A 15951-nucleotide genomic window follows, 5' to 3' on the forward strand; every position below is an offset into this window, starting at 1 on the left:
GCACTCGCGTGCCTCCCTGCTCGCCATTCCACCCGATCGGACTACAGAACCCGATCAGGCGTCCGTTTTGTCTCAGCTCCTGCGTACGCCTTCCGCAAGCTCGCCCGCCAGTGCCCGTACGGCGTCCAGCCCGGCCGGCAGGTCCGGCGCGTCCAGCAGCAGCTTCACGAAGGCCGAACCGACGATCACGCCGTCGGCGAAGCCTGCCACCTCCTTGGCCTGGACGGCGTTGGAGACGCCGAGGCCCACGCAGACCGGCAGCTCGGTCGTCGCGCGGGTGCGCCGCACCAGGTCCTGGGCCTGGTTGCCGACCGACTCGCGGGTGCCGGTGACGCCCATCAGCGAGGCGGCGTAGACGAAGCCGGAGCCGGCCGCCGTGATGGTGGCCAGACGCGCGTCCTTGCTGCTCGGCGCGACGACGAAAACGGTCGCCAGCCCGTGCTTCCCGGCGTGCTCGCGCCACAGCGCGGACTCCTGGACCGGCAGGTCGGGCAGGATGCAGCCGGCTCCGCCGGCCTCCGCCAGCTCGGCCGTGAACCGCTCGACGCCGTAGCGGTCGATGGGGTTCCAGTAGGTCATCACCAGGACCGGGGCGCCGGTCGCCTCGTACGCCTCGCGGACCGTGCGGAGCACGTCGGCGATCTTGACCCCGCCGCGCAGGGCGATGTCGTCGGCGGTCTGGATGATCGCGCCGTCCAGCACCGGGTCGCTGTGCGGGAGGCCGATCTCGACCACGTCGGCGCCGCCCTCGATGACGGCCTTGACCGCTTCGATGGCGCCGTCGACGGTCGGGAAGCCGGCCGGGAGGTAGGCGACGAGGGCCGCGCGGTCCTCGGACTTCGCCTTGGCGAGGGTGTCGCTCAGCAGCTGGATGTTGCCCATGGTCACTTCGACTCCCCCTCGGCGCTCTCGCCGTCGTACAGCCCGAAGTAGCGGGCCGCCGTGTCCATGTCCTTGTCGCCGCGGCCGGACAGGTTGACGACCAGCAGGCCGTCCTTGCCCAGCTCCCTGCCGAGCTCCAGTGCGCCCGCGAGGGCGTGCGCCGACTCGATCGCCGGAATGATGCCCTCCGTGCGCGACAGCAGGCGCAGGGCCTGCATCGCGGCGTCGTCGGTGACGGCGCGGTACTCGCCGCGGCCGACGTCCTTGAGGTAGGAGTGCTCCGGGCCGATGCCGGGGTAGTCCAGGCCGGCCGAGATGGAGTACGGCTCGGTGATCTGGCCCTCCTCGTCCTGGAGGACGTAGGAGCGGGAGCCGTGCAGGATGCCGGGCTCGCCCGCGGTCAGGGTCGCCGCGTGCTCGCCGGTCTCGACGCCGTGCCCGGCGGGCTCGAAGCCGACCAGACGGACTTCCGTGTCCGGGATGAAGGCGTGGAAGAGGCCGATGGCGTTGGAGCCGCCGCCGACGCAGGCCGCGACGGCGTCGGGAAGCCGGCCGGCGCGCTCCAGGATCTGGCGGCGGGCCTCGACGCCGATGACGCGGTGGAAGTCGCGGACCATCGCCGGGAAGGGGTGCGGGCCGGCGACCGTGCCGAAGAGGTAGTGGGTGCGGTCCACGTTGGCGACCCAGTCGCGGAACGCCTCGTTGATCGCGTCCTTCAGGGTCCGCGAGCCGGACTTCACCGCGATGACCTCGGCGCCCAGCATGCGCATGCGGGCGACGTTCAGTGCCTGGCGCTGGGTGTCGATCTCGCCCATGTAGATGACGCATTCGAGGCCGAAGAGGGCGCAGGCGGTGGCGGTGGCCACGCCGTGCTGGCCGGCGCCGGTCTCGGCGATCACCCGGGTCTTGCCCATGCGCTTGGTGAGCAGCGCCTGGCCCAGCACGTTGTTGATCTTGTGCGAGCCGGTGTGGTTGAGGTCCTCGCGCTTGAGGAAGATCCGCGCACCGCCGGCGTGCTCGGCGAAGCGGGGCACCTCGGTGAGGGCGCTGGGGCGGCCGGTGTAGTTGACCATGAGGTCGCCCAGTTCGGCCGCGAAGGACGGGTCGCCCTTGGCCTTCTCGTACTCGACGGCGACCTCGTCCACGGCGGCGACGAGCGCCTCCGGGATGAACTTGCCGCCGAAGTCGCCGAAGTAACCCTCGGCGTTGGGGACGTGACCCTCCGGGTCCGGGATGAAGAACTCGCTGGACATGTCCAGTGCTCCTACGGGTGCGAGATGCGGCGGGTGGTTTCACCGTATTGCGCCGCCCGCCCGCGTCGCGGACACCCCGCTGGGGGAATGTCGCGCGTACGGTGCGCAGCGGCCCGCTCCCGGAGCCGGCCGGCCCGGGCAGCAGGCCGTACGGGACCGCACGGCGGCGCGGTACGTCTCGCGTACCGGGCCGCGGCGGCCCTCGTTACGGCGCGCCTCCGCGGCGCCATCGCATGCCGTTGACCTGGCCGGGCTCGGAGCCGATCACGTACCGGACCCGCCGCCCGTGGACGCGCCGGGCCGGGGCGCGGCAGCCGCGGGGGCGGCAGCCGCGCGCCAGGGGCGCGTACGCCGTCGGCACGCGGCGCGTGCGGACGGAGGGGCGGTCAGGGGTCATGGGACGGGTCAGCTCCGTCCGTGGCGCAGGGCCGGGTGGGCGCCGGCGGCGACGAGGTCGGCCACGGCCGCCTTCGGGTCGCGGCCGGTCACCAGGGACTCGCCGACGAGGACGGCGTCCGCGCCCTCGTTCGCGTAGGCGATCAGGTCGTGCGGTCCGCGGATGCCGGACTCGGCGACCTTCACGATGTGGGGCGGGATCTCGCCGACGACGCGCTCGAAGGTGGAGCGGTCGACCTTGAGGTCCTTGAGGTTGCGGGCGTTGACACCGATGATCTTGGCACCGGCGGCCACCGCACGCTCCACCTCCTCCTCGTCGTGGACTTCGACGAGCGGGGTGAGACCGATGGACTCGGCCCGCTCGATGAGGGAGACGAGGGCCTCCTGCTCCAGGGCCGCGACGATCAGCAGCGCGAGGTCGGCGCCGTAGGCGCGGGCCTCCCACAGCTGGTACGCCGTGACGATGAAGTCCTTGCGCAGGATCGGGATGTCCACGCGGGCGCGGACGGCCTCCAGGTCGGCCAGCGAGCCGCCGAACCGGCGCTGCTCGGTGAGGACGGAGATGACCGCCGCACCGCCCGCCTCGTAGTCCGCGGCGAGCCCGGCCGGATCCGCGATCGCGGCCAGCGCGCCCTTGGAGGGGCTGGAGCGCTTGACCTCGCAGATCACCTTGACGCCGTCGCCGCGCAGGGCCGCGACGCCGTCCTTGGCCTGGGGCGCCTTGGCGGCACGCTCCTTGAGCTCGTCGAGGCTCACGCGCGCCTGCCGTTCGGCAAGGTCTTCGCGGACCCCTTCGATGATCTCGTCGAGCACACTCACGCGAGCGGCCCCCTTCCGGGTCGATGACGGTCGGCCGCCCTGCGGACACGTACCTCTGCAAGGTCGGCAATCAAATGGTATCCGGCGGAGGCGTCGCCCTCCGCACTCGGTTGACGGCGTCCCAGTAACTGGACATTCGGAATACGCCCTTCATCCCGGCTGCGCACGGGGCTCAGGGCGCCAGCGCCGACCCGAAAGAGAGATTTCGGACAACGGCGAAAACCAGTACCACCGCGCCCACCGCCCACGCGAGGGCGGGACGCAGCACGATCCTCGGGACCGGCCCGCCCCGGAAGGCGCGAACCAGCCACAGGGCCATGAAACCCGCGAAGACGAAGTAGCCGACCACGGCGAGGGCATTCGACCCGAAAGCAGCGGCCAGATCCCCGTGGGCGAACGCGTGCGCACTGCGCAGCCCGCCGCAGCCCGGGCACAGGACGCCCGTCAGCCGCAGCAGCGGGCAGACCGGGTAGTGGCCCGGCTCGTTGGGGTCCACCGCACCCACGTACGCGAACGCCGCACCGGCCGCGGCCAGGTAGAGCGCCGGGGCGGCGAGCCGCCTGGCCCGGGACGCCCGCTGGACGGGCACCGCGGGCAGGGCCGGTCCGGCCGGTCCGGCCTGCGGACCGGGCACGGCATCGGGGGTGCTGGAGGCGTCCACCTGCTGATTCTCTCCGCTCACGACAAAAGGCGCAGCCCGGCGGGGCCGCGCCTTTCGGCTCTCTTCCAGGTACTGGCGCAGGTGGCGCGCTCAGGCCTTGGCGGGGACCTTGTTCGCGGCGATGACGTCGGCGAGGTCCTTGTGCTCGGCCTTCGGCGCACCCATGCCCGCGGCCCTCATCGCCAGGCCGACGACACCGCCGAGCGCGACGACGACCATGCCGGCCCAGAAGCCGAGCGGGTTCGCGAGCACCATGAAGGCGCCGGAGATGCAGAAACCGATGAAGGCGATGATGACACCGGTCCAGGCGGCCGGGGTATGTCCGTGGCTCGTGCCCGCCATGAGTTTGCTCCTCGTTGCTCTGTCGCGCTGCTGTGTCGAACGTGCGGTCTGTGTCGGACGCTCGGTGACATTGTCCCGCACCGGGCGCCCTGGCCGTCCAGGGGGGTCGGCTCAGGGACCGGGTCGGCGGGTCCGGTCGCTGCCCGGGTCGGTGGTCGGGTCCTCGCCGCGGTCCAGAGCCTTCCACAGATCTTCCGGCCGGTCCGGATCCACCGCCGCGACGGCCCGCGCACGGGGGCTGCCGTCACGCTCGTAGCGGCCGCCCATCGAGGGCCAGCCGCGGCCGAAGCGCAGCGCCAGCAGGCCCGCGGCCAGGATCAGGACCGCTCCGGCGGCCGTGACGTACGGCCACGTGGTCTGCGTCAGGCCGGCCACGTGCGCCGCGCTGTCCGCGGTCGTACGGGCGGCCTGGGCGTCCAGCGCGCTGCGGCCGTCGGAGCCGAAGAGCGCCGACAGTGCCGCGCCGAGGCCGCTGAGCGCCAGCAGGCCCGACACCAGCAGCCGGCCCTTGCCGCGTACGGCGAAGACGGCGACCAGCGCGGCCAGGCCGACGATGGCCAGGGCCGCCGGGAGCCCGGTCACGGCCCGCCCGTCGGCGCTCAGCTGGAGCGAGTCGCTGCCGATCGCGGCCGTGCCCCGGGCCCAGACCCTGCCGGAGGCGAGCAGGACGACGGTGGCGCCGAGCGCGCCGAGCAGCAGGGCGGCGCCCACGCTGCGGCGGCTGCCGCGGCTGTCGGCGGCCTCGGGCCCGGGCTCGGCGGAGGCATCGGAACGGGGCGGGGGTACGGCACTCACGTACCCCACTATCCCCTACGCCCTCAAGAGCCGCTCAGGCGGTTCGCCGCCGCCACCGCGCGCAGCACGGCGGAGGCCTTGTTGCGGCACTCGTTGTCCTCCAGCTCGGGCACCGAGTCCGCGACGACACCGGCTCCGGCCTGCACGTACGCCGTACCGTCGCGCAGCAGCGCCGTACGGATGGCGATGGCCGTGTCGGAGTCCCCGGCGAAGTCCAGATAGCCGACGCAGCCGCCGTAGAGGCCGCGGCGGGAGGGCTCCAGCTCCTCGATGATCTGCATGGCGCGCGGCTTGGGCGCCCCGGAAAGGGTGCCGGCCGGGAAGCAGGCGGTCAGCACGTCGAAGGCGGTCTTCCCCTCGGCCACGCGCCCCGTCACGGTGGAGACGATGTGCATGACGTGGGAGTAGCGCTCGATCGACATGAAGTCGACGACCTCCACCGAACCGGGCTCGCAGACCCGGCCGAGGTCGTTGCGGCCCAGGTCGACGAGCATCAGGTGCTCGGCGCGCTCCTTGGGGTCGGCCAGCAGCTCCTCGGCGAGGTCGTTGTCCTCCTGCGGGGTCGCGCCCCGGTGGCGGGTGCCGGCGATGGGGTGGACCATGGCCCGCCCGTCCTCGACCTTGACCAGCGCCTCCGGGCTGGACCCGACCACGTCGAAGCCGTTCTCGAAGCGGAAGAGGTACATGTACGGCGACGGGTTGGTGGCCCGCAGCACCCGGTAGACGTCCAGCGCGGAGGCCTCGCAGGAGGTCTCGAACCGCTGCGAGGGCACCACCTGGAAGGCCTCGCCGGCCCGGATCCGCTCCTTGATGTCCTCGACGGCCGCCTGGTACTTCTCGCCGCCCCACAGGGCGGAGAACTCGGGCAGCTCGGAGGCGGGCAGCGGGGCCGGCACGTAGGGCGCGGGCCGGGCCAGGTCGGCCTCCATGGCGTCGAGGCGGGCCACGGCGTCGGCGTGGGCCTCGTCGACCCCGGAGTCGAGGTCGTTGTGGTTGATGGCGTTGGCGATGAGCTGGACGGTGCCGTCCCAGTGGTCCAGCACCGCGAGGTCGGAGGTGAGCAGCATCGTCAGCTCGGGCAGCTGGAGATCGTCGCTGCCGTGCTCGCCGATGCGCTCCAGGCGGCGCACGATGTCGTAGCCGAGGTAGCCGACCATGCCGCCGGTGAAGGGCGGCATTCCGCCCGCGAGGTCGCGGGGGGTGTGCAGGGCCTCGACGGTGGCGCGCAGGGCGTCGAGGGGGTCGCCGTCGGTGGGTACGCCGACGGGCGGGGTGCCGATCCAGTGGGCCCGGCCGTCCCGGACGGTCAGGGTCGCGTCGCTGCGCACCCCTACGAAGGAGTACCGCGACCAGGACCGGCCGTTCTCCGCGGACTCCAGGAGGAAGGTGCCGGGGCGTTCGGCGGCCAGCTTGCGGTACAGCCCGACGGGCGTGTCCCCGTCGGCGAGCAGCTTGCGGCTCACGGGGATGACGCGGCGGTCGGCCGCGAGCTTGCGGAACGTCTCAAGATCCATTGCGTGGGACCCCTACCTAGTCGGCTGCGCGGAGGAGGACATCGTCGTCGAAGCAGGTGCGGGATCCGGTGTGGCAGGCGGCCCCGACCTGGTCGACCCGGACGAGCACGGTGTCGGCGTCGCAGTCGAGGGCGACGGACTTGACGTGCTGGAAGTGGCCGGAGGTATCCCCCTTCACCCAGTACTCCTGGCGGCTGCGGGACCAGTACGTGCAGCGACCGGTGGTCAGGGTGCGGTGCAGGGCCTCGTCGTCCATCCACCCGAGCATGAGCACCTCACCGGTGTCGTACTGCTGGGCGATGGCCGGTACCAGGCCGTCGGCGGAGCGCTTGAGGCGCGCGGCGATGGCGGGATCGAGGTTGCCGGGGCGGGGGGACATACTCATGGGGCCATTGTGCCGGGCCCGGATGGACGTGGTGATCCATGTCCGACCGATGGGCGGGCGTACGACGCGTTCCGGCCGTAGGCTGGCGCGCATGTCTACCCATGCGAAGCGTGAACGACTGCTGCTGGCGGACCTGTTGGAGGCGGCCGGTCCGGAGGCCCCCACGCTGTGCACCGGCTGGAGGTGCCGGGAGCTGGCCGCACACGTGGTGGTCCGGGAGCGGCGGCCGGACGCGGCGGGCGGCCTGCTGCTGAACGTGCTGAAGGGGCGGCTGGACGCGGCGATGGCCGAGTACACGGCCAAGCCGTACGAGGAGCTGGTCCAGCTGATCCGGACCGGGCCGCCGCGGATGTCGCTGTACGCGCTGAAGCAGATCGACGAGGCGGCGAACGCGGTGGAGTTCTACGTCCACGCGGAGGACGTACGCCGGGCCCAGCCGGACTGGTCCCCGCGGGAGCTGGACCCGGTGTTCTCGGACGCGCTGTGGTCCCGGCTGGAGAGGATGGCACGGCTGACGGGGCGGCGCTCGCCGGTGGGCCTGGTGCTGAGGCGTCCGAACGGGCAGACGGCGGTGGCGCACAAGGGTGCGCCGGTGGTGACGGTGACGGGCGAGCCGGGGGAACTGACCCTGTTCTGCTTCGGCCGTCAGGCGGCTGCCGCGGTGACGCTGGAAGGCGAGAAGGAGGCCGTCGCCAGGCTGACGACGGCCGAACTGGGCCTCTAGCCTGGCCGGCTGTGCGTGATCCTGTCCCCCGCGCGGGCCGGTGGCCGCGCCTCAATCGCCGGCGGGGCTGGGTGGTGTCGCGGGGCGGAGCGGGAGAGGGGGTGGGGGTGCGGGGCCGCCGGGGGGTGTCTCCTCGGCTCGGCGCGTGCGGCCCTGTCCCGGCCGCCGGGCGGCGGTACCGCCTCGTCCTGCGGGGACACCCCCCACCGTCCCCACACCCCCACCCGGCAGCTCCCGCCCACCCCGGACGAGGCGAGTCGGGTCCCTCCCTCGGCGGGGTCGGGCCGTCTCGTGCGGAGCCGGGGCCGCCCCCACCCCTCCTCCTTGGCGGGGTCGGGCCGTCTCCTCCGCAGCGGGGCCGCCCCCACCCTCCTCCTTGGCGGGGTCGGGCCGTCTCCTCCGCAGCGGGGCCGTGGGGCGGGGGCACTGCGGGGGCTCCCCGCAGGACGAGGCGCGACCAGGGCCGTACGTTCGAGCCAAAGCCGCACGCGCCGAGCCGAGGAGAGCCCCCGGAGGGACGCCGCCCCACCCCACACCACCGCCCACCCCGAAACCACCGCCGCACCACCCAGCCCCGCCGGCGATTGAGGCGCGGCCACCGGCCCGCACCCGGAAAACCCCCGCACCGCCCGGCCAGGGCAGAGGCGGCCACCGGCCCGCACCCGGAAAACCCCCGCACCGCCCGGCCAGGGCAACGGCCCCGCCCGGCCAGGGCACCGGGACTAGCGGACGGGGTGGCCCGCTTCGCGGAGGGCCGACTTGACCTCGGCGATGCGGAGGTCGCCGAAGTGGAACACCGACGCCGCGAGCACCGCGTCCGCGCCCGCCGCGATCGCCGGGGCGAAGTCGCCGAGGCGGCCCGCGCCGCCGGAGGCGATCACCGGCACGGTGACGTGCTTGCGGACCGCCGCGATCATCTCGGTGTCGTAGCCGTCCTTCGTACCGTCCGCGTCCATCGAGTTCAGCAGGATCTCGCCCGCGCCCAGCTCCGCGGCCCGGTGGGCCCACTCGACGGCGTCGATGCCGGTGCCCCGGCGGCCGCCGTGGGTGGTGACCTCGAAGGAGCCCGACTCGGTGCGGCGGGCGTCGACCGACAGGACGAGGACCTGCCGCCCGAACCGTTCCGCGATCTCCTGGATGAGCTCGGGGCGGGCGATGGCGGCGGTGTTCACGCCGACCTTGTCCGCTCCGGCGCGCAGCAGCTTGTCCACGTCGTCGGCGGTACGGACGCCGCCGCCCACCGTCAGCGGGATGAAGACCTGCTCGGCGGTGCGCCGCACCACGTCGTAGGTGGTCTCGCGGTTCCCGGAGGACGCGGTGATGTCGAGGAAGGTCAGCTCGTCGGCGCCCTCGGCGTCGTACAGCTTGGCCATCTCCACCGGGTCGCCCGCGTCGCGCAGGTTCTGGAAGTTGACGCCCTTGACGACCCGGCCGTTGTCGACGTCCAGGCAGGGGATCACGCGTACGGCGAGGCTCATGCGGGCACCGCCTTGTACGCCTCGACCTCCACCTCGACGACCATCGACGGGTCGACGAAGCCGGAGACGATGAGCATCGTCGCGGCCGGGCGGACCGCGTCGAAGAGCTCCTTGTGGGCGCGGCCCACCTCGTCCACGTCGCGGGCGTGCGTCAGGTACATGCGGGTGCGGACGACGTCCTCGGGGCCGAGGCCGGCCTGGGCGAGGGCCTTGAAGGCGACGCCGAAGGCGGCGACGGTCTGGTCGTACGGGCCGCCCGCGTCGGCCGCGGTGCAGCCGGAGACCAGCACGAGGCCGTTGGGCAGCTGCACGGCGCGGGAGTACGCGATGACGTCCTCGTAGGGGCCGCCGGAGGAGATGCGGCGTACGGCGGCGGTGTCGGGGGAGCTCATGCGGAGACCACCTTCAGGGCTTCTTCCAGAGTGAAGGCCTTGGCGTACAGGGCCTTGCCGACGATCGCGCCCTCGACGCCCAGCGGGACCAGCTCGGACAGGGCCCGCAGGTCGTCCAGGGAGGAGACGCCGCCGGAGGCGACGACGGGCCGGTCGGTGGCGGCGCAGACGTTGCGGAGCAGCTCCAGGTTGGGGCCGGTGAGCGTGCCGTCCTTGCCGATGTCGGTGACGACGTAGCGGGCGCAGCCCTCGGAGTCGAGGCGGGCGAGGGTCTCGTAGAGGTCGCCGCCCTCGCTGGTCCAGCCGCGGCCCTTGAGGGTGGTGCCGCGTACGTCGAGGCCGATGGCGATCTTGTCGCCGTGTTCGGCGATGGCCTTGGCGGCCCACTCGGGGGTCTCCAGGGCGGCGGTGCCGAGGTTGACGCGGGTGCAGCCGGTGGCGAGGGCCGCGGCGAGCGAGGCGTCGTCGCGGATGCCGCCGGACAGCTCGACCTTGATGTCCATTGCGCGGGTGATCTCGGCGACCAGGGCGCGGTTGTCGCCGGTGCCGAAGGCGGCGTCCAGGTCGACGAGGTGGAGCCATTCGGCGCCGGCGGCCTGCCAGGCGAGGGCGGCCTGCAGCGGGGAGCCGTAGGAGGTCTCGCTGCCGGAGACGCCGTGGACGAGGCGGACGGCCTGGCCGTCGCGGACGTCGACCGCGGGGAGCAGTTCAAGCGTGTTCGGCATCAGAGGGTCTCGATCCAGTTGGTGAGGAGCTGGGCTCCGGCGTCGCCGGACTTCTCGGGGTGGAACTGGGTGGCCCACAGGGCCCCGTTCTCCACCGCCGCGACGAAGCGTTCGCCGTGGGTGGCCCAGGTGACCTTGGGGGCGCGGATCAGCGGGTTGGTGACTTCCAGGCTCCAGTCGCGTGCCGCGTAGGAGTGCACGAAGTAGAACCGGGCGTCGGCGTCGAGGCCGGCGAAGGCCTGGCTGTCGGCCGGGGCCTCGACGGTGTTCCAGCCCATGTGCGGGACGATCGGGGCCTTGAGCGGGCCGACAGTGCCGGGCCACTCGTCGAGGCCTTCGGTCTCCACGCCGTGTTCGATGCCGCGCTCGAAGAGGATCTGCATGCCGACGCAGATGCCCATGACCGGGCGGCCGCCGGAGAGGCGGCGGCCGATGATCCAGTCGCCGCGGACGTCCTTGAGTCCCTGCATGCAGGCGGAGAAGGCGCCGACGCCGGGGACGAGGAGTCCGTCGGCGTCCATGGCCTTGTCGTAGTCGCGGGTGATCTCGACGTCGGCGCCGACGCGGGCGAGGGCGCGTTCGGCGGAGCGGACGTTGCCGAAGCCGTAGTCGAAGACGACGACCTTCTTGGTGGGGCGTGCTGTGCTCATTCCCAGATTCCTTGGATTCGCAGGACTCCGGCTGCCAGACACATCGCGGAGGCGAGGGCGAGCAGGATGATGACCGATTTGGGCATCTGCTGCTTCTGGAAGGAGTAGACGCCCCCGGCCAGGAAGAGGCCGAGGACGATCAGGATGGTGTTGAGCCCGTTCACTGCTAGAGGGCGCCCTTCGTGGAGGGCAGGATGCCGGCGGCGCGCGGGTCGAACTCAGCGGCGTAGCGCAGGGCGCGGGCGAGGGCCTTGAACTGGCACTCCACGATGTGGTGGGCGTTGCGGCCGTACGGGACGTGGACGTGCAGGGCGATCTGCGCCTGGGCGACGAAGGACTCCAGGATGTGCCGGGTCATCGTGGTGTCGTAGGAGCCGATCATCGGTGCCATGTTCTCGGGCTCGGTGTGCACGAGGTAGGGGCGGCCGGACAGGTCGACGGTCACCTGGGCGAGGGACTCGTCGAGCGGCACGGTGCAGTTGCCGAAGCGGTAGATGCCCACCTTGTCGCCGAGGGCCTGCTTGAAGGCGGCGCCGAGCGCGAGCGCGGTGTCCTCGATGGTGTGGTGGGAGTCGATGTGCAGGTCGCCGTCGGTCTTGACGGTGAGGTCGAAGAGGCCGTGGCGGCCGAGCTGGTCGAGCATGTGGTCGTAGAAGCCCACGCCGGTGGACACGTCGACCTTGCCGGTTCCGTCGAGGTTTATCTCGACGACGACGGAGGTCTCCTTGGTGGTCCGTTCGACCCGTCCGATGCGGCTCATGCGTGCTGCTCCTTCTTCAGTGCGCGAACCGCTTCCAGGAACGCGTCGTTCTCTGCCGGGGTGCCGGCGGTGACCCGCAGCCGGCCGGGTACGCCGTTGTCCCGGACCAGGACCCCGTGGTCGAGGATCTTCTGCCAGGCGGTGTGCGAGTCCTCGAACTTCCCGAACTGGATGAAGTTCGCGTCGGACTCGGTGACCTCGTAGCCGATGGCCCGCAGCTCGGTGACGAGGCGGTCCCGCTCGGCCTTGAGCTGCTCGACGTAGCCGAGCAGGGTGTCGGTGTGCTCCAGGGCGGCCAGGGCCGTCGCCTGGGTGACGGCGGACAGGTGGTACGGCAGGCGGACCAGCTGGACGGCGTCGACGACGGCGGGGTGTGCGGCCAGGTAGCCCAGGCGCAGGCCGGCCGCGCCGAAGGCCTTGGACATGGTCCGGGAGATCACCATGTGGGGCCGGCCCTCGATGAGGGGCAGCAGGGAGTCCCGGTGGCTGAACTCCACGTAGGCCTCGTCGACGATGACGAGGGAGGGCTTGGCCGCCTGGGCCGCCTCGTAGAGGGCCAGGACGGTCTCCGCGTCGACGGCGGTGCCGGTGGGGTTGTTGGGGGAGGTGATGAAGACGACGTCGGGTGCGTGGTCGGCGATCGCCCGCTCGGCCGCCTCCGTGTCGATGGTGAAATCCTCGCGGCGCGGGCCGGAGATCCAGCCGGTGCCGGTGCCGCGGGAGATCAGCGCGTGCATGGAGTAGGAGGGCTCGAAGCCGATCGCGGTGCGGCCGGGCCCGCCGAAGGTCTGCAGCAGTTGCTGGATGACCTCGTTGGAGCCGTTGGCGGCCCATACGTTCTCCCGTGCGACGGGGTGCTTGCCGGTACGGGTGAGGTAGGCGGCCAGCTCGGTGCGCAGCTCGACCGCGTCCCGGTCCGGGTAGCGGTTGAGGGTTCGGGCGGCGTCGGCGACGCGTTCGGCGATGCGCGCGACGAGCTCGGCGGGCAGCTCGTAGGGGTTCTCGTTGGTGTTCAGCTGGACGGGCACGTCGAGCTGCGGGGCGCCGTACGGGCTCTTGCCGCGCAGTTCGTCCCGGATGGGGAGGTCGTCGATGCCGATGGTCACGGGGTGGGGACCTTCCATCCGAAGCGGGCCTTGAGGGCGGCGCCGTGGGCGGGCAGGTCCTCGGCCTCGGCGAGGGTGACCACGTGGTGGGTGACCTCGGCGAGGGCGTCGCGGGTGTAGTCGACGATGTGGATGCCGCGCAGGAAGGACTGCACGGACAGGCCCGAGGAGTGGCAGGCGCAGCCGCCGGTGGGCAGGACGTGGTTGGAGCCGGCGCAGTAGTCGCCGAGGGAGACCGGGGCCCAGGGGCCGACGAAGATCGCGCCGGCGTTGCGGACCCGGGCGGCCCAGGCGGCGGCGTCGGCGGTCTGGATCTCCAGGTGCTCGGCGCCGTAGGCGTCGACGACCTTGAGGCCGTCCTCCAGGCTGTCGACGAGGACGATCGCGGACTGCTTGCCGGCGAGGGCGGGCTTGATCCGGTCCTCGACGTGCTTGGTCGCGGCGATCTGCGGCTCCAGCTCCCGCTCGACGGCGTCCGCGAGCTCCTCCGAGTCCGTGACGAGGACGGCCGCGGCCAGCGGGTCGTGCTCGGCCTGGCTGATCAGGTCGGCGGCGACGTGCGCCGGGTCGGCGGTGGAGTCGGCGAGGACGGCGATCTCGGTCGGGCCGGCCTCGGTGTCGATGCCGATCCGGCCGGTGAAGTAGCGCTTGGCGGCGGCGACCCAGATGTTGCCGGGGCCGGTGACCATGTTGGCGGGCGGGCAGCCGTCGGGGCCGGAGGTCCCGTAGGCGAACATCGCGACGGCCTGGGCGCCGCCGGCCGCGTACACCTCGTCCACGCCGAGCAGGGCGCAGGCGGCGAGGATCGTCGGGTGCGGCAGCCCGCCGTGCTCCTTCTGCGGCGGGGACGCGAGCGCGATGGACTCGACGCCTGCCTCCTGGGCCGGCACCACGTTCATGACGACGGACGACGGGTACACCGAACGGCCGCCGGGGGCGTACAGCCCCACGCGCTCGACCGGAACCCACTTCTCGGTCACGGTGCCGCCGGGGACCACCTGGGTGGTGTGCTCGGTGCGGCGCTGTTCGCGGTGCACGATCCGGGCGCGCCGGATCGACTCCTCCAGGGCTGCGCGGACGGCCGGGTCGAGCTCGTCGAGGGCGGTCTTGAGTGCCTCGACGGGCACCCTGACCTGCTCCAGCGTCACCCCGTCGAACTTCTGCGCGTACTCGATCAGCGCCGCCGTGCCACGATGATGGACGTCCTCGCAGATGGGCCGCACCTTCTCCAGGGCGGCTTCCACGTCGAACTCGGCACGGGGCAGCAGGTCGCGCAGGGCGCCGCCCTCGGGGAGGGCGTCACCGCGCAGGTCGATACGAGAGATCACCTCCCAATTCTCTCAGACCGCCTGGTGCCACTGTCCGCCCGTATCACTGGCTGATACACGTCACGGACGGCCCCGGACGTCACCGGTGCCCGTTAGCGTTCGCCTACACGTACCTGACGGCGGAGGGGGACCGCGGTGACCGAGGCGAGCCCGGACGGGGAACCGGCGGATCTGAGCGCTTCCGAGCGGCGCATGTGGGACGCCTTCCGCACGGGCAGCGTCTGCGATCTCAGTGCCCGCGCCGCCGACCAGGACGATCCGCATTCCGACCGGGTGTGGGGTCCGGGGCGCAGCGTCCGCGCCCGGGTGGTGGCGCTGCTGCTGCTCCACGGTCCGCCGCCGGTGCCGGGGCGGGTGGCGTCGCTGAAGCTGCGCGGCGTACGGATCACCGGGCGGCTGGATCTTTCCGGTGGGACGGTTGCTCCGTACGTGGAGCTCCAGTCGTGCCGGTTCGACAGCGAGATCCAGCTGTCCGAGGCTCGCTTCGGCACGTTGCGCCTGGTCAACTGTGCGATCCCGCGGCTGGAGGCGTCCCGGCTGCACACGGAGGGCGATCTGCATCTGCCCCGCTGCCGGGTGGCGCGCGGGATCCGGCTGACCGACGCGCAGATCGGGACGGACCTGCTGGTCAGCCAGGTGGTGGTGCAGCGGGACACCAAGGGCCGGGCGATCGCCGCCGACGGGATGTCGGTCGCGCAGGACTTCCAGGGCGAGCTGCTGGAGACGTACGGGGAGGTGAGCCTGCGCGGCGCGAAGGTCGGCGTGTCGATGAATCTGCGCGGGGCCCGGCTGGGCAATCCTTCCGGGCGGTACGCGCTGAACGCGCCGCAGCTGACCGTGGAGCGGACCTTGTACCTGACGTCGATCGCGATGGACTACGGCCGGGGCGGCTCGGGCTCCTCCACTCCCCCGTACGGGCTGGGCCGGACGCCGACGCGGGGGCAGCGGGCGCAGCCGTTCGAGTGCCGGGGCGGGCTGCGGCTGGACGACGGACGGTTCGGGGACGCCATCGACTTCTACGGCGCGCGGTTCCTGCTCACGGACGAGCAGGAGATCTCCCTGCGCCGGATCCAGACCCCGGAGTTCCGTTTCGTCGGGGAGGGCCCGGAGCGCGGCCGGGTGGTGGTGTCGGGGGCCAAGGTGGTCAAGCTCGTCGACACCGCCACGAGCTGGCCGGGCCCGGGCGGGGTGTCCATCGAGGGGTTCGAGTACGAGGACCTGGCGCCCCGCGGGCACTTCCCCCTCTCCCGCCGGCTGGCCTGGCTGGAGGCGGCCACCCCCGAGTACTCGCCGGGGCCGTACGAGCGGCTGGCGGCCGTGCTGCGGGCCTGCGGCGAGGACGCGGACGCGCGCGAGGTGCTGCTGGCCAAGCAGCGGCGGCGCCGGGCCACGCTGCCGCCGGGGCCGAAGGCGTGGGGGTACCTCCAGGACTGGACGGTGGTGTACGGGTACCGTCCGGGCCGGGCGGCGCTGTGGATGGCGGTGCTGTGGGCGGCGGGGACGCTGCTGTTCGCGCAGCTCGACCCGCCGGCGATCAAGCAGGACGAGCATCCGCACTGGAACGCCCCGCTGTACGCGCTGGATCTGCTGCTCCCGGTGATCGACCTCGGCCAGCAGGGTCATTGGAAACTGGCGGGCGGCTGGCAGTGGGGGGCGGCTGCCCTCGTCATCATGGGCTGGATCCTGGCCACGACGGTGGCGGCGGGGGCCTCCCGGCTGCTGCGGCGGGGGTGACGGGGGG

At 72.7% G+C, this 15951-nt stretch carries 19 protein-coding genes; 2 read left to right on the plus strand and 17 right to left on the minus strand.

Going from position 1 to position 15951, the window contains the following annotated elements; genetic code table 11:
• Positions 1 to 72 precede the first annotated feature (72 nt).
• The 9 genes from trpA to hisI form a co-directional block, all read right to left on the minus strand.
• Positions 73 to 882 carry a tryptophan synthase subunit alpha gene (gene trpA, locus NRK68_RS09220; RefSeq protein ID WP_183065564.1) on the minus strand — a complete coding sequence of 270 codons (810 nt, stop codon included), beginning with the start codon at positions 880 to 882 and terminating at the stop codon, positions 73 to 75.
• A 2-nt stretch (positions 883 to 884) separates the two neighbouring features.
• A complete protein-coding gene (gene trpB / locus NRK68_RS09225; protein WP_183064988.1) occupies positions 885 to 2135 on the minus strand; it encodes a tryptophan synthase subunit beta in 1251 nt (416 codons plus the stop codon).
• Positions 2136 to 2340: 205 nt separating this feature from the next.
• Positions 2341 to 2532: a tryptophan biosynthesis modulator TrpM gene (gene trpM, locus NRK68_RS09230; protein WP_030966199.1), complete on the minus strand. Its 192-nt coding sequence runs from the start codon at positions 2530 to 2532 to the stop codon at positions 2341 to 2343.
• Between the two features lie 8 nt (positions 2533 to 2540).
• The gene (trpC, locus tag NRK68_RS09235) at positions 2541 to 3350 is read right to left on the minus strand and encodes an indole-3-glycerol phosphate synthase TrpC (RefSeq protein WP_030032547.1); all 810 of its coding nucleotides are present in this window, start codon (positions 3348 to 3350) and stop codon (positions 2541 to 2543) included.
• A gap of 172 nt (positions 3351 to 3522) precedes the next feature.
• Positions 3523 to 4011, minus strand: a complete 489-nt coding sequence (locus NRK68_RS09240; RefSeq protein WP_373024424.1) for a DUF2752 domain-containing protein — start codon at positions 4009 to 4011, stop codon at positions 3523 to 3525.
• A 90-nt stretch (positions 4012 to 4101) separates the two neighbouring features.
• Complete coding sequence (locus NRK68_RS09245; protein ID WP_183064990.1) at positions 4102 to 4353, minus strand: HGxxPAAW family protein; 252 nt, start codon at positions 4351 to 4353, stop codon at positions 4102 to 4104.
• A gap of 111 nt (positions 4354 to 4464) precedes the next feature.
• The gene (locus NRK68_RS09250) at positions 4465 to 5157 is read right to left on the minus strand and encodes a TIGR02234 family membrane protein (RefSeq protein ID WP_183064991.1); all 693 of its coding nucleotides are present in this window, start codon (positions 5155 to 5157) and stop codon (positions 4465 to 4467) included.
• Between the two features lie 14 nt (positions 5158 to 5171).
• Positions 5172 to 6662 carry an anthranilate synthase component I gene (locus NRK68_RS09255; RefSeq protein WP_183064992.1) on the minus strand — a complete coding sequence of 497 codons (1491 nt, stop codon included), beginning with the start codon at positions 6660 to 6662 and terminating at the stop codon, positions 5172 to 5174.
• 16 nt (positions 6663 to 6678) lie between these two features.
• Complete coding sequence (gene hisI, locus NRK68_RS09260; RefSeq protein WP_183064993.1) at positions 6679 to 7047, minus strand: phosphoribosyl-AMP cyclohydrolase; 369 nt, start codon at positions 7045 to 7047, stop codon at positions 6679 to 6681.
• A 91-nt stretch (positions 7048 to 7138) separates the two neighbouring features.
• On the opposite strand from hisI, the gene NRK68_RS09265 reads away from it, so the two are divergent.
• Positions 7139 to 7771 (plus strand): TIGR03085 family metal-binding protein, encoded by a 633-nt coding sequence (locus NRK68_RS09265; protein WP_183064994.1) that lies wholly within the window; start codon positions 7139 to 7141, stop codon positions 7769 to 7771.
• A gap of 722 nt (positions 7772 to 8493) precedes the next feature.
• On the opposite strand, the gene hisF is transcribed toward NRK68_RS09265, so the two are convergent.
• The 8 genes from hisF to hisD are packed head-to-tail and all read right to left on the minus strand — an operon-like array spanning position 8494 to position 14210.
• On the minus strand, positions 8494 to 9249 hold the full coding sequence (hisF, locus tag NRK68_RS09270) for an imidazole glycerol phosphate synthase subunit HisF (protein WP_257855569.1): 756 nt from the start codon (positions 9247 to 9249) through the stop codon (positions 8494 to 8496).
• Positions 9246 to 9641, minus strand: a complete 396-nt coding sequence (locus NRK68_RS09275) for a RidA family protein (protein WP_183064996.1) — start codon at positions 9639 to 9641, stop codon at positions 9246 to 9248. The genes hisF and NRK68_RS09275 overlap by 4 nt, the downstream gene beginning before the upstream one ends.
• Positions 9638 to 10366, minus strand: coding sequence for a bifunctional 1-(5-phosphoribosyl)-5-((5-phosphoribosylamino)methylideneamino)imidazole-4-carboxamide isomerase/phosphoribosylanthranilate isomerase PriA (gene priA / locus NRK68_RS09280; RefSeq protein WP_030964992.1), 729 nt, complete (start codon positions 10364 to 10366; stop codon positions 9638 to 9640). Before priA ends, NRK68_RS09275 begins: the two co-directional genes overlap by 4 nt.
• A complete protein-coding gene (hisH, locus tag NRK68_RS09285; protein WP_060178927.1) occupies positions 10366 to 11016 on the minus strand; it encodes an imidazole glycerol phosphate synthase subunit HisH in 651 nt (216 codons plus the stop codon). The genes priA and hisH overlap by 1 nt, the downstream gene beginning before the upstream one ends.
• On the minus strand, positions 11013 to 11180 hold the full coding sequence (locus NRK68_RS09290) for a CG2302 family histidine operon protein (protein ID WP_030855494.1): 168 nt from the start codon (positions 11178 to 11180) through the stop codon (positions 11013 to 11015). The genes hisH and NRK68_RS09290 overlap by 4 nt, the downstream gene beginning before the upstream one ends.
• Before the next feature lie 2 nt (positions 11181 to 11182).
• The gene (gene hisB, locus NRK68_RS09295) at positions 11183 to 11776 is read right to left on the minus strand and encodes an imidazoleglycerol-phosphate dehydratase HisB (RefSeq protein WP_030855496.1); all 594 of its coding nucleotides are present in this window, start codon (positions 11774 to 11776) and stop codon (positions 11183 to 11185) included.
• Positions 11773 to 12882 (minus strand): histidinol-phosphate transaminase, encoded by a 1110-nt coding sequence (locus NRK68_RS09300; protein ID WP_257855571.1) that lies wholly within the window; start codon positions 12880 to 12882, stop codon positions 11773 to 11775. The genes hisB and NRK68_RS09300 overlap by 4 nt, the downstream gene beginning before the upstream one ends.
• On the minus strand, positions 12879 to 14210 hold the full coding sequence (gene hisD, locus NRK68_RS09305; RefSeq protein WP_183064998.1) for a histidinol dehydrogenase: 1332 nt from the start codon (positions 14208 to 14210) through the stop codon (positions 12879 to 12881). Before hisD ends, NRK68_RS09300 begins: the two co-directional genes overlap by 4 nt.
• 135 nt (positions 14211 to 14345) lie before the next feature.
• On the opposite strand from hisD, the gene NRK68_RS09310 reads away from it, so the two are divergent.
• The gene (locus NRK68_RS09310) at positions 14346 to 15944 is read left to right on the plus strand and encodes an oxidoreductase (protein WP_373023498.1); all 1599 of its coding nucleotides are present in this window, start codon (positions 14346 to 14348) and stop codon (positions 15942 to 15944) included.
• The last annotated feature ends 7 nt before the right edge of the window (positions 15945 to 15951 follow it).

It is taken from the genome of Streptomyces yangpuensis (assembly GCF_024666385.1).
In the GTDB taxonomy this organism is placed as follows: domain Bacteria; phylum Actinomycetota; class Actinomycetes; order Streptomycetales; family Streptomycetaceae; genus Streptomyces; species Streptomyces yangpuensis.

What these genes read in the sequence shown, in the direction of transcription:
- hisH (WP_060178927.1), bottom strand. Translation starts at nt 11,016, where the DNA reads ATGAGCACAGCACGCCCCACCAAGAAGGTCGTCGTCTTCGACTACGGC.
- priA (WP_030964992.1), bottom strand. Translation starts at nt 10,366, where the DNA reads ATGCCGAACACGCTTGAACTGCTCCCCGCGGTCGACGTCCGCGACGGC.
- NRK68_RS09255 (WP_183064992.1), bottom strand. Translation starts at nt 6,662, where the DNA reads ATGGATCTTGAGACGTTCCGCAAGCTCGCGGCCGACCGCCGCGTCATC.
- hisF (WP_257855569.1), bottom strand. Translation starts at nt 9,249, where the DNA reads ATGAGCCTCGCCGTACGCGTGATCCCCTGCCTGGACGTCGACAACGGC.
- hisB (WP_030855496.1), bottom strand. Translation starts at nt 11,776, where the DNA reads ATGAGCCGCATCGGACGGGTCGAACGGACCACCAAGGAGACCTCCGTC.
- NRK68_RS09245 (WP_183064990.1), bottom strand. Translation starts at nt 4,353, where the DNA reads ATGGCGGGCACGAGCCACGGACATACCCCGGCCGCCTGGACCGGTGTC.
- trpM (WP_030966199.1), bottom strand. Translation starts at nt 2,532, where the DNA reads ATGACCCCTGACCGCCCCTCCGTCCGCACGCGCCGCGTGCCGACGGCG.
- trpA (WP_183065564.1), bottom strand. Translation starts at nt 882, where the DNA reads ATGGGCAACATCCAGCTGCTGAGCGACACCCTCGCCAAGGCGAAGTCC.
- hisI (WP_183064993.1), bottom strand. Translation starts at nt 7,047, where the DNA reads ATGAGTATGTCCCCCCGCCCCGGCAACCTCGATCCCGCCATCGCCGCG.
- trpB (WP_183064988.1), bottom strand. Translation starts at nt 2,135, where the DNA reads ATGTCCAGCGAGTTCTTCATCCCGGACCCGGAGGGTCACGTCCCCAAC.
- NRK68_RS09265 (WP_183064994.1), top strand. Translation starts at nt 7,139, where the DNA reads ATGTCTACCCATGCGAAGCGTGAACGACTGCTGCTGGCGGACCTGTTG.
- NRK68_RS09275 (WP_183064996.1), bottom strand. Translation starts at nt 9,641, where the DNA reads ATGAGCTCCCCCGACACCGCCGCCGTACGCCGCATCTCCTCCGGCGGC.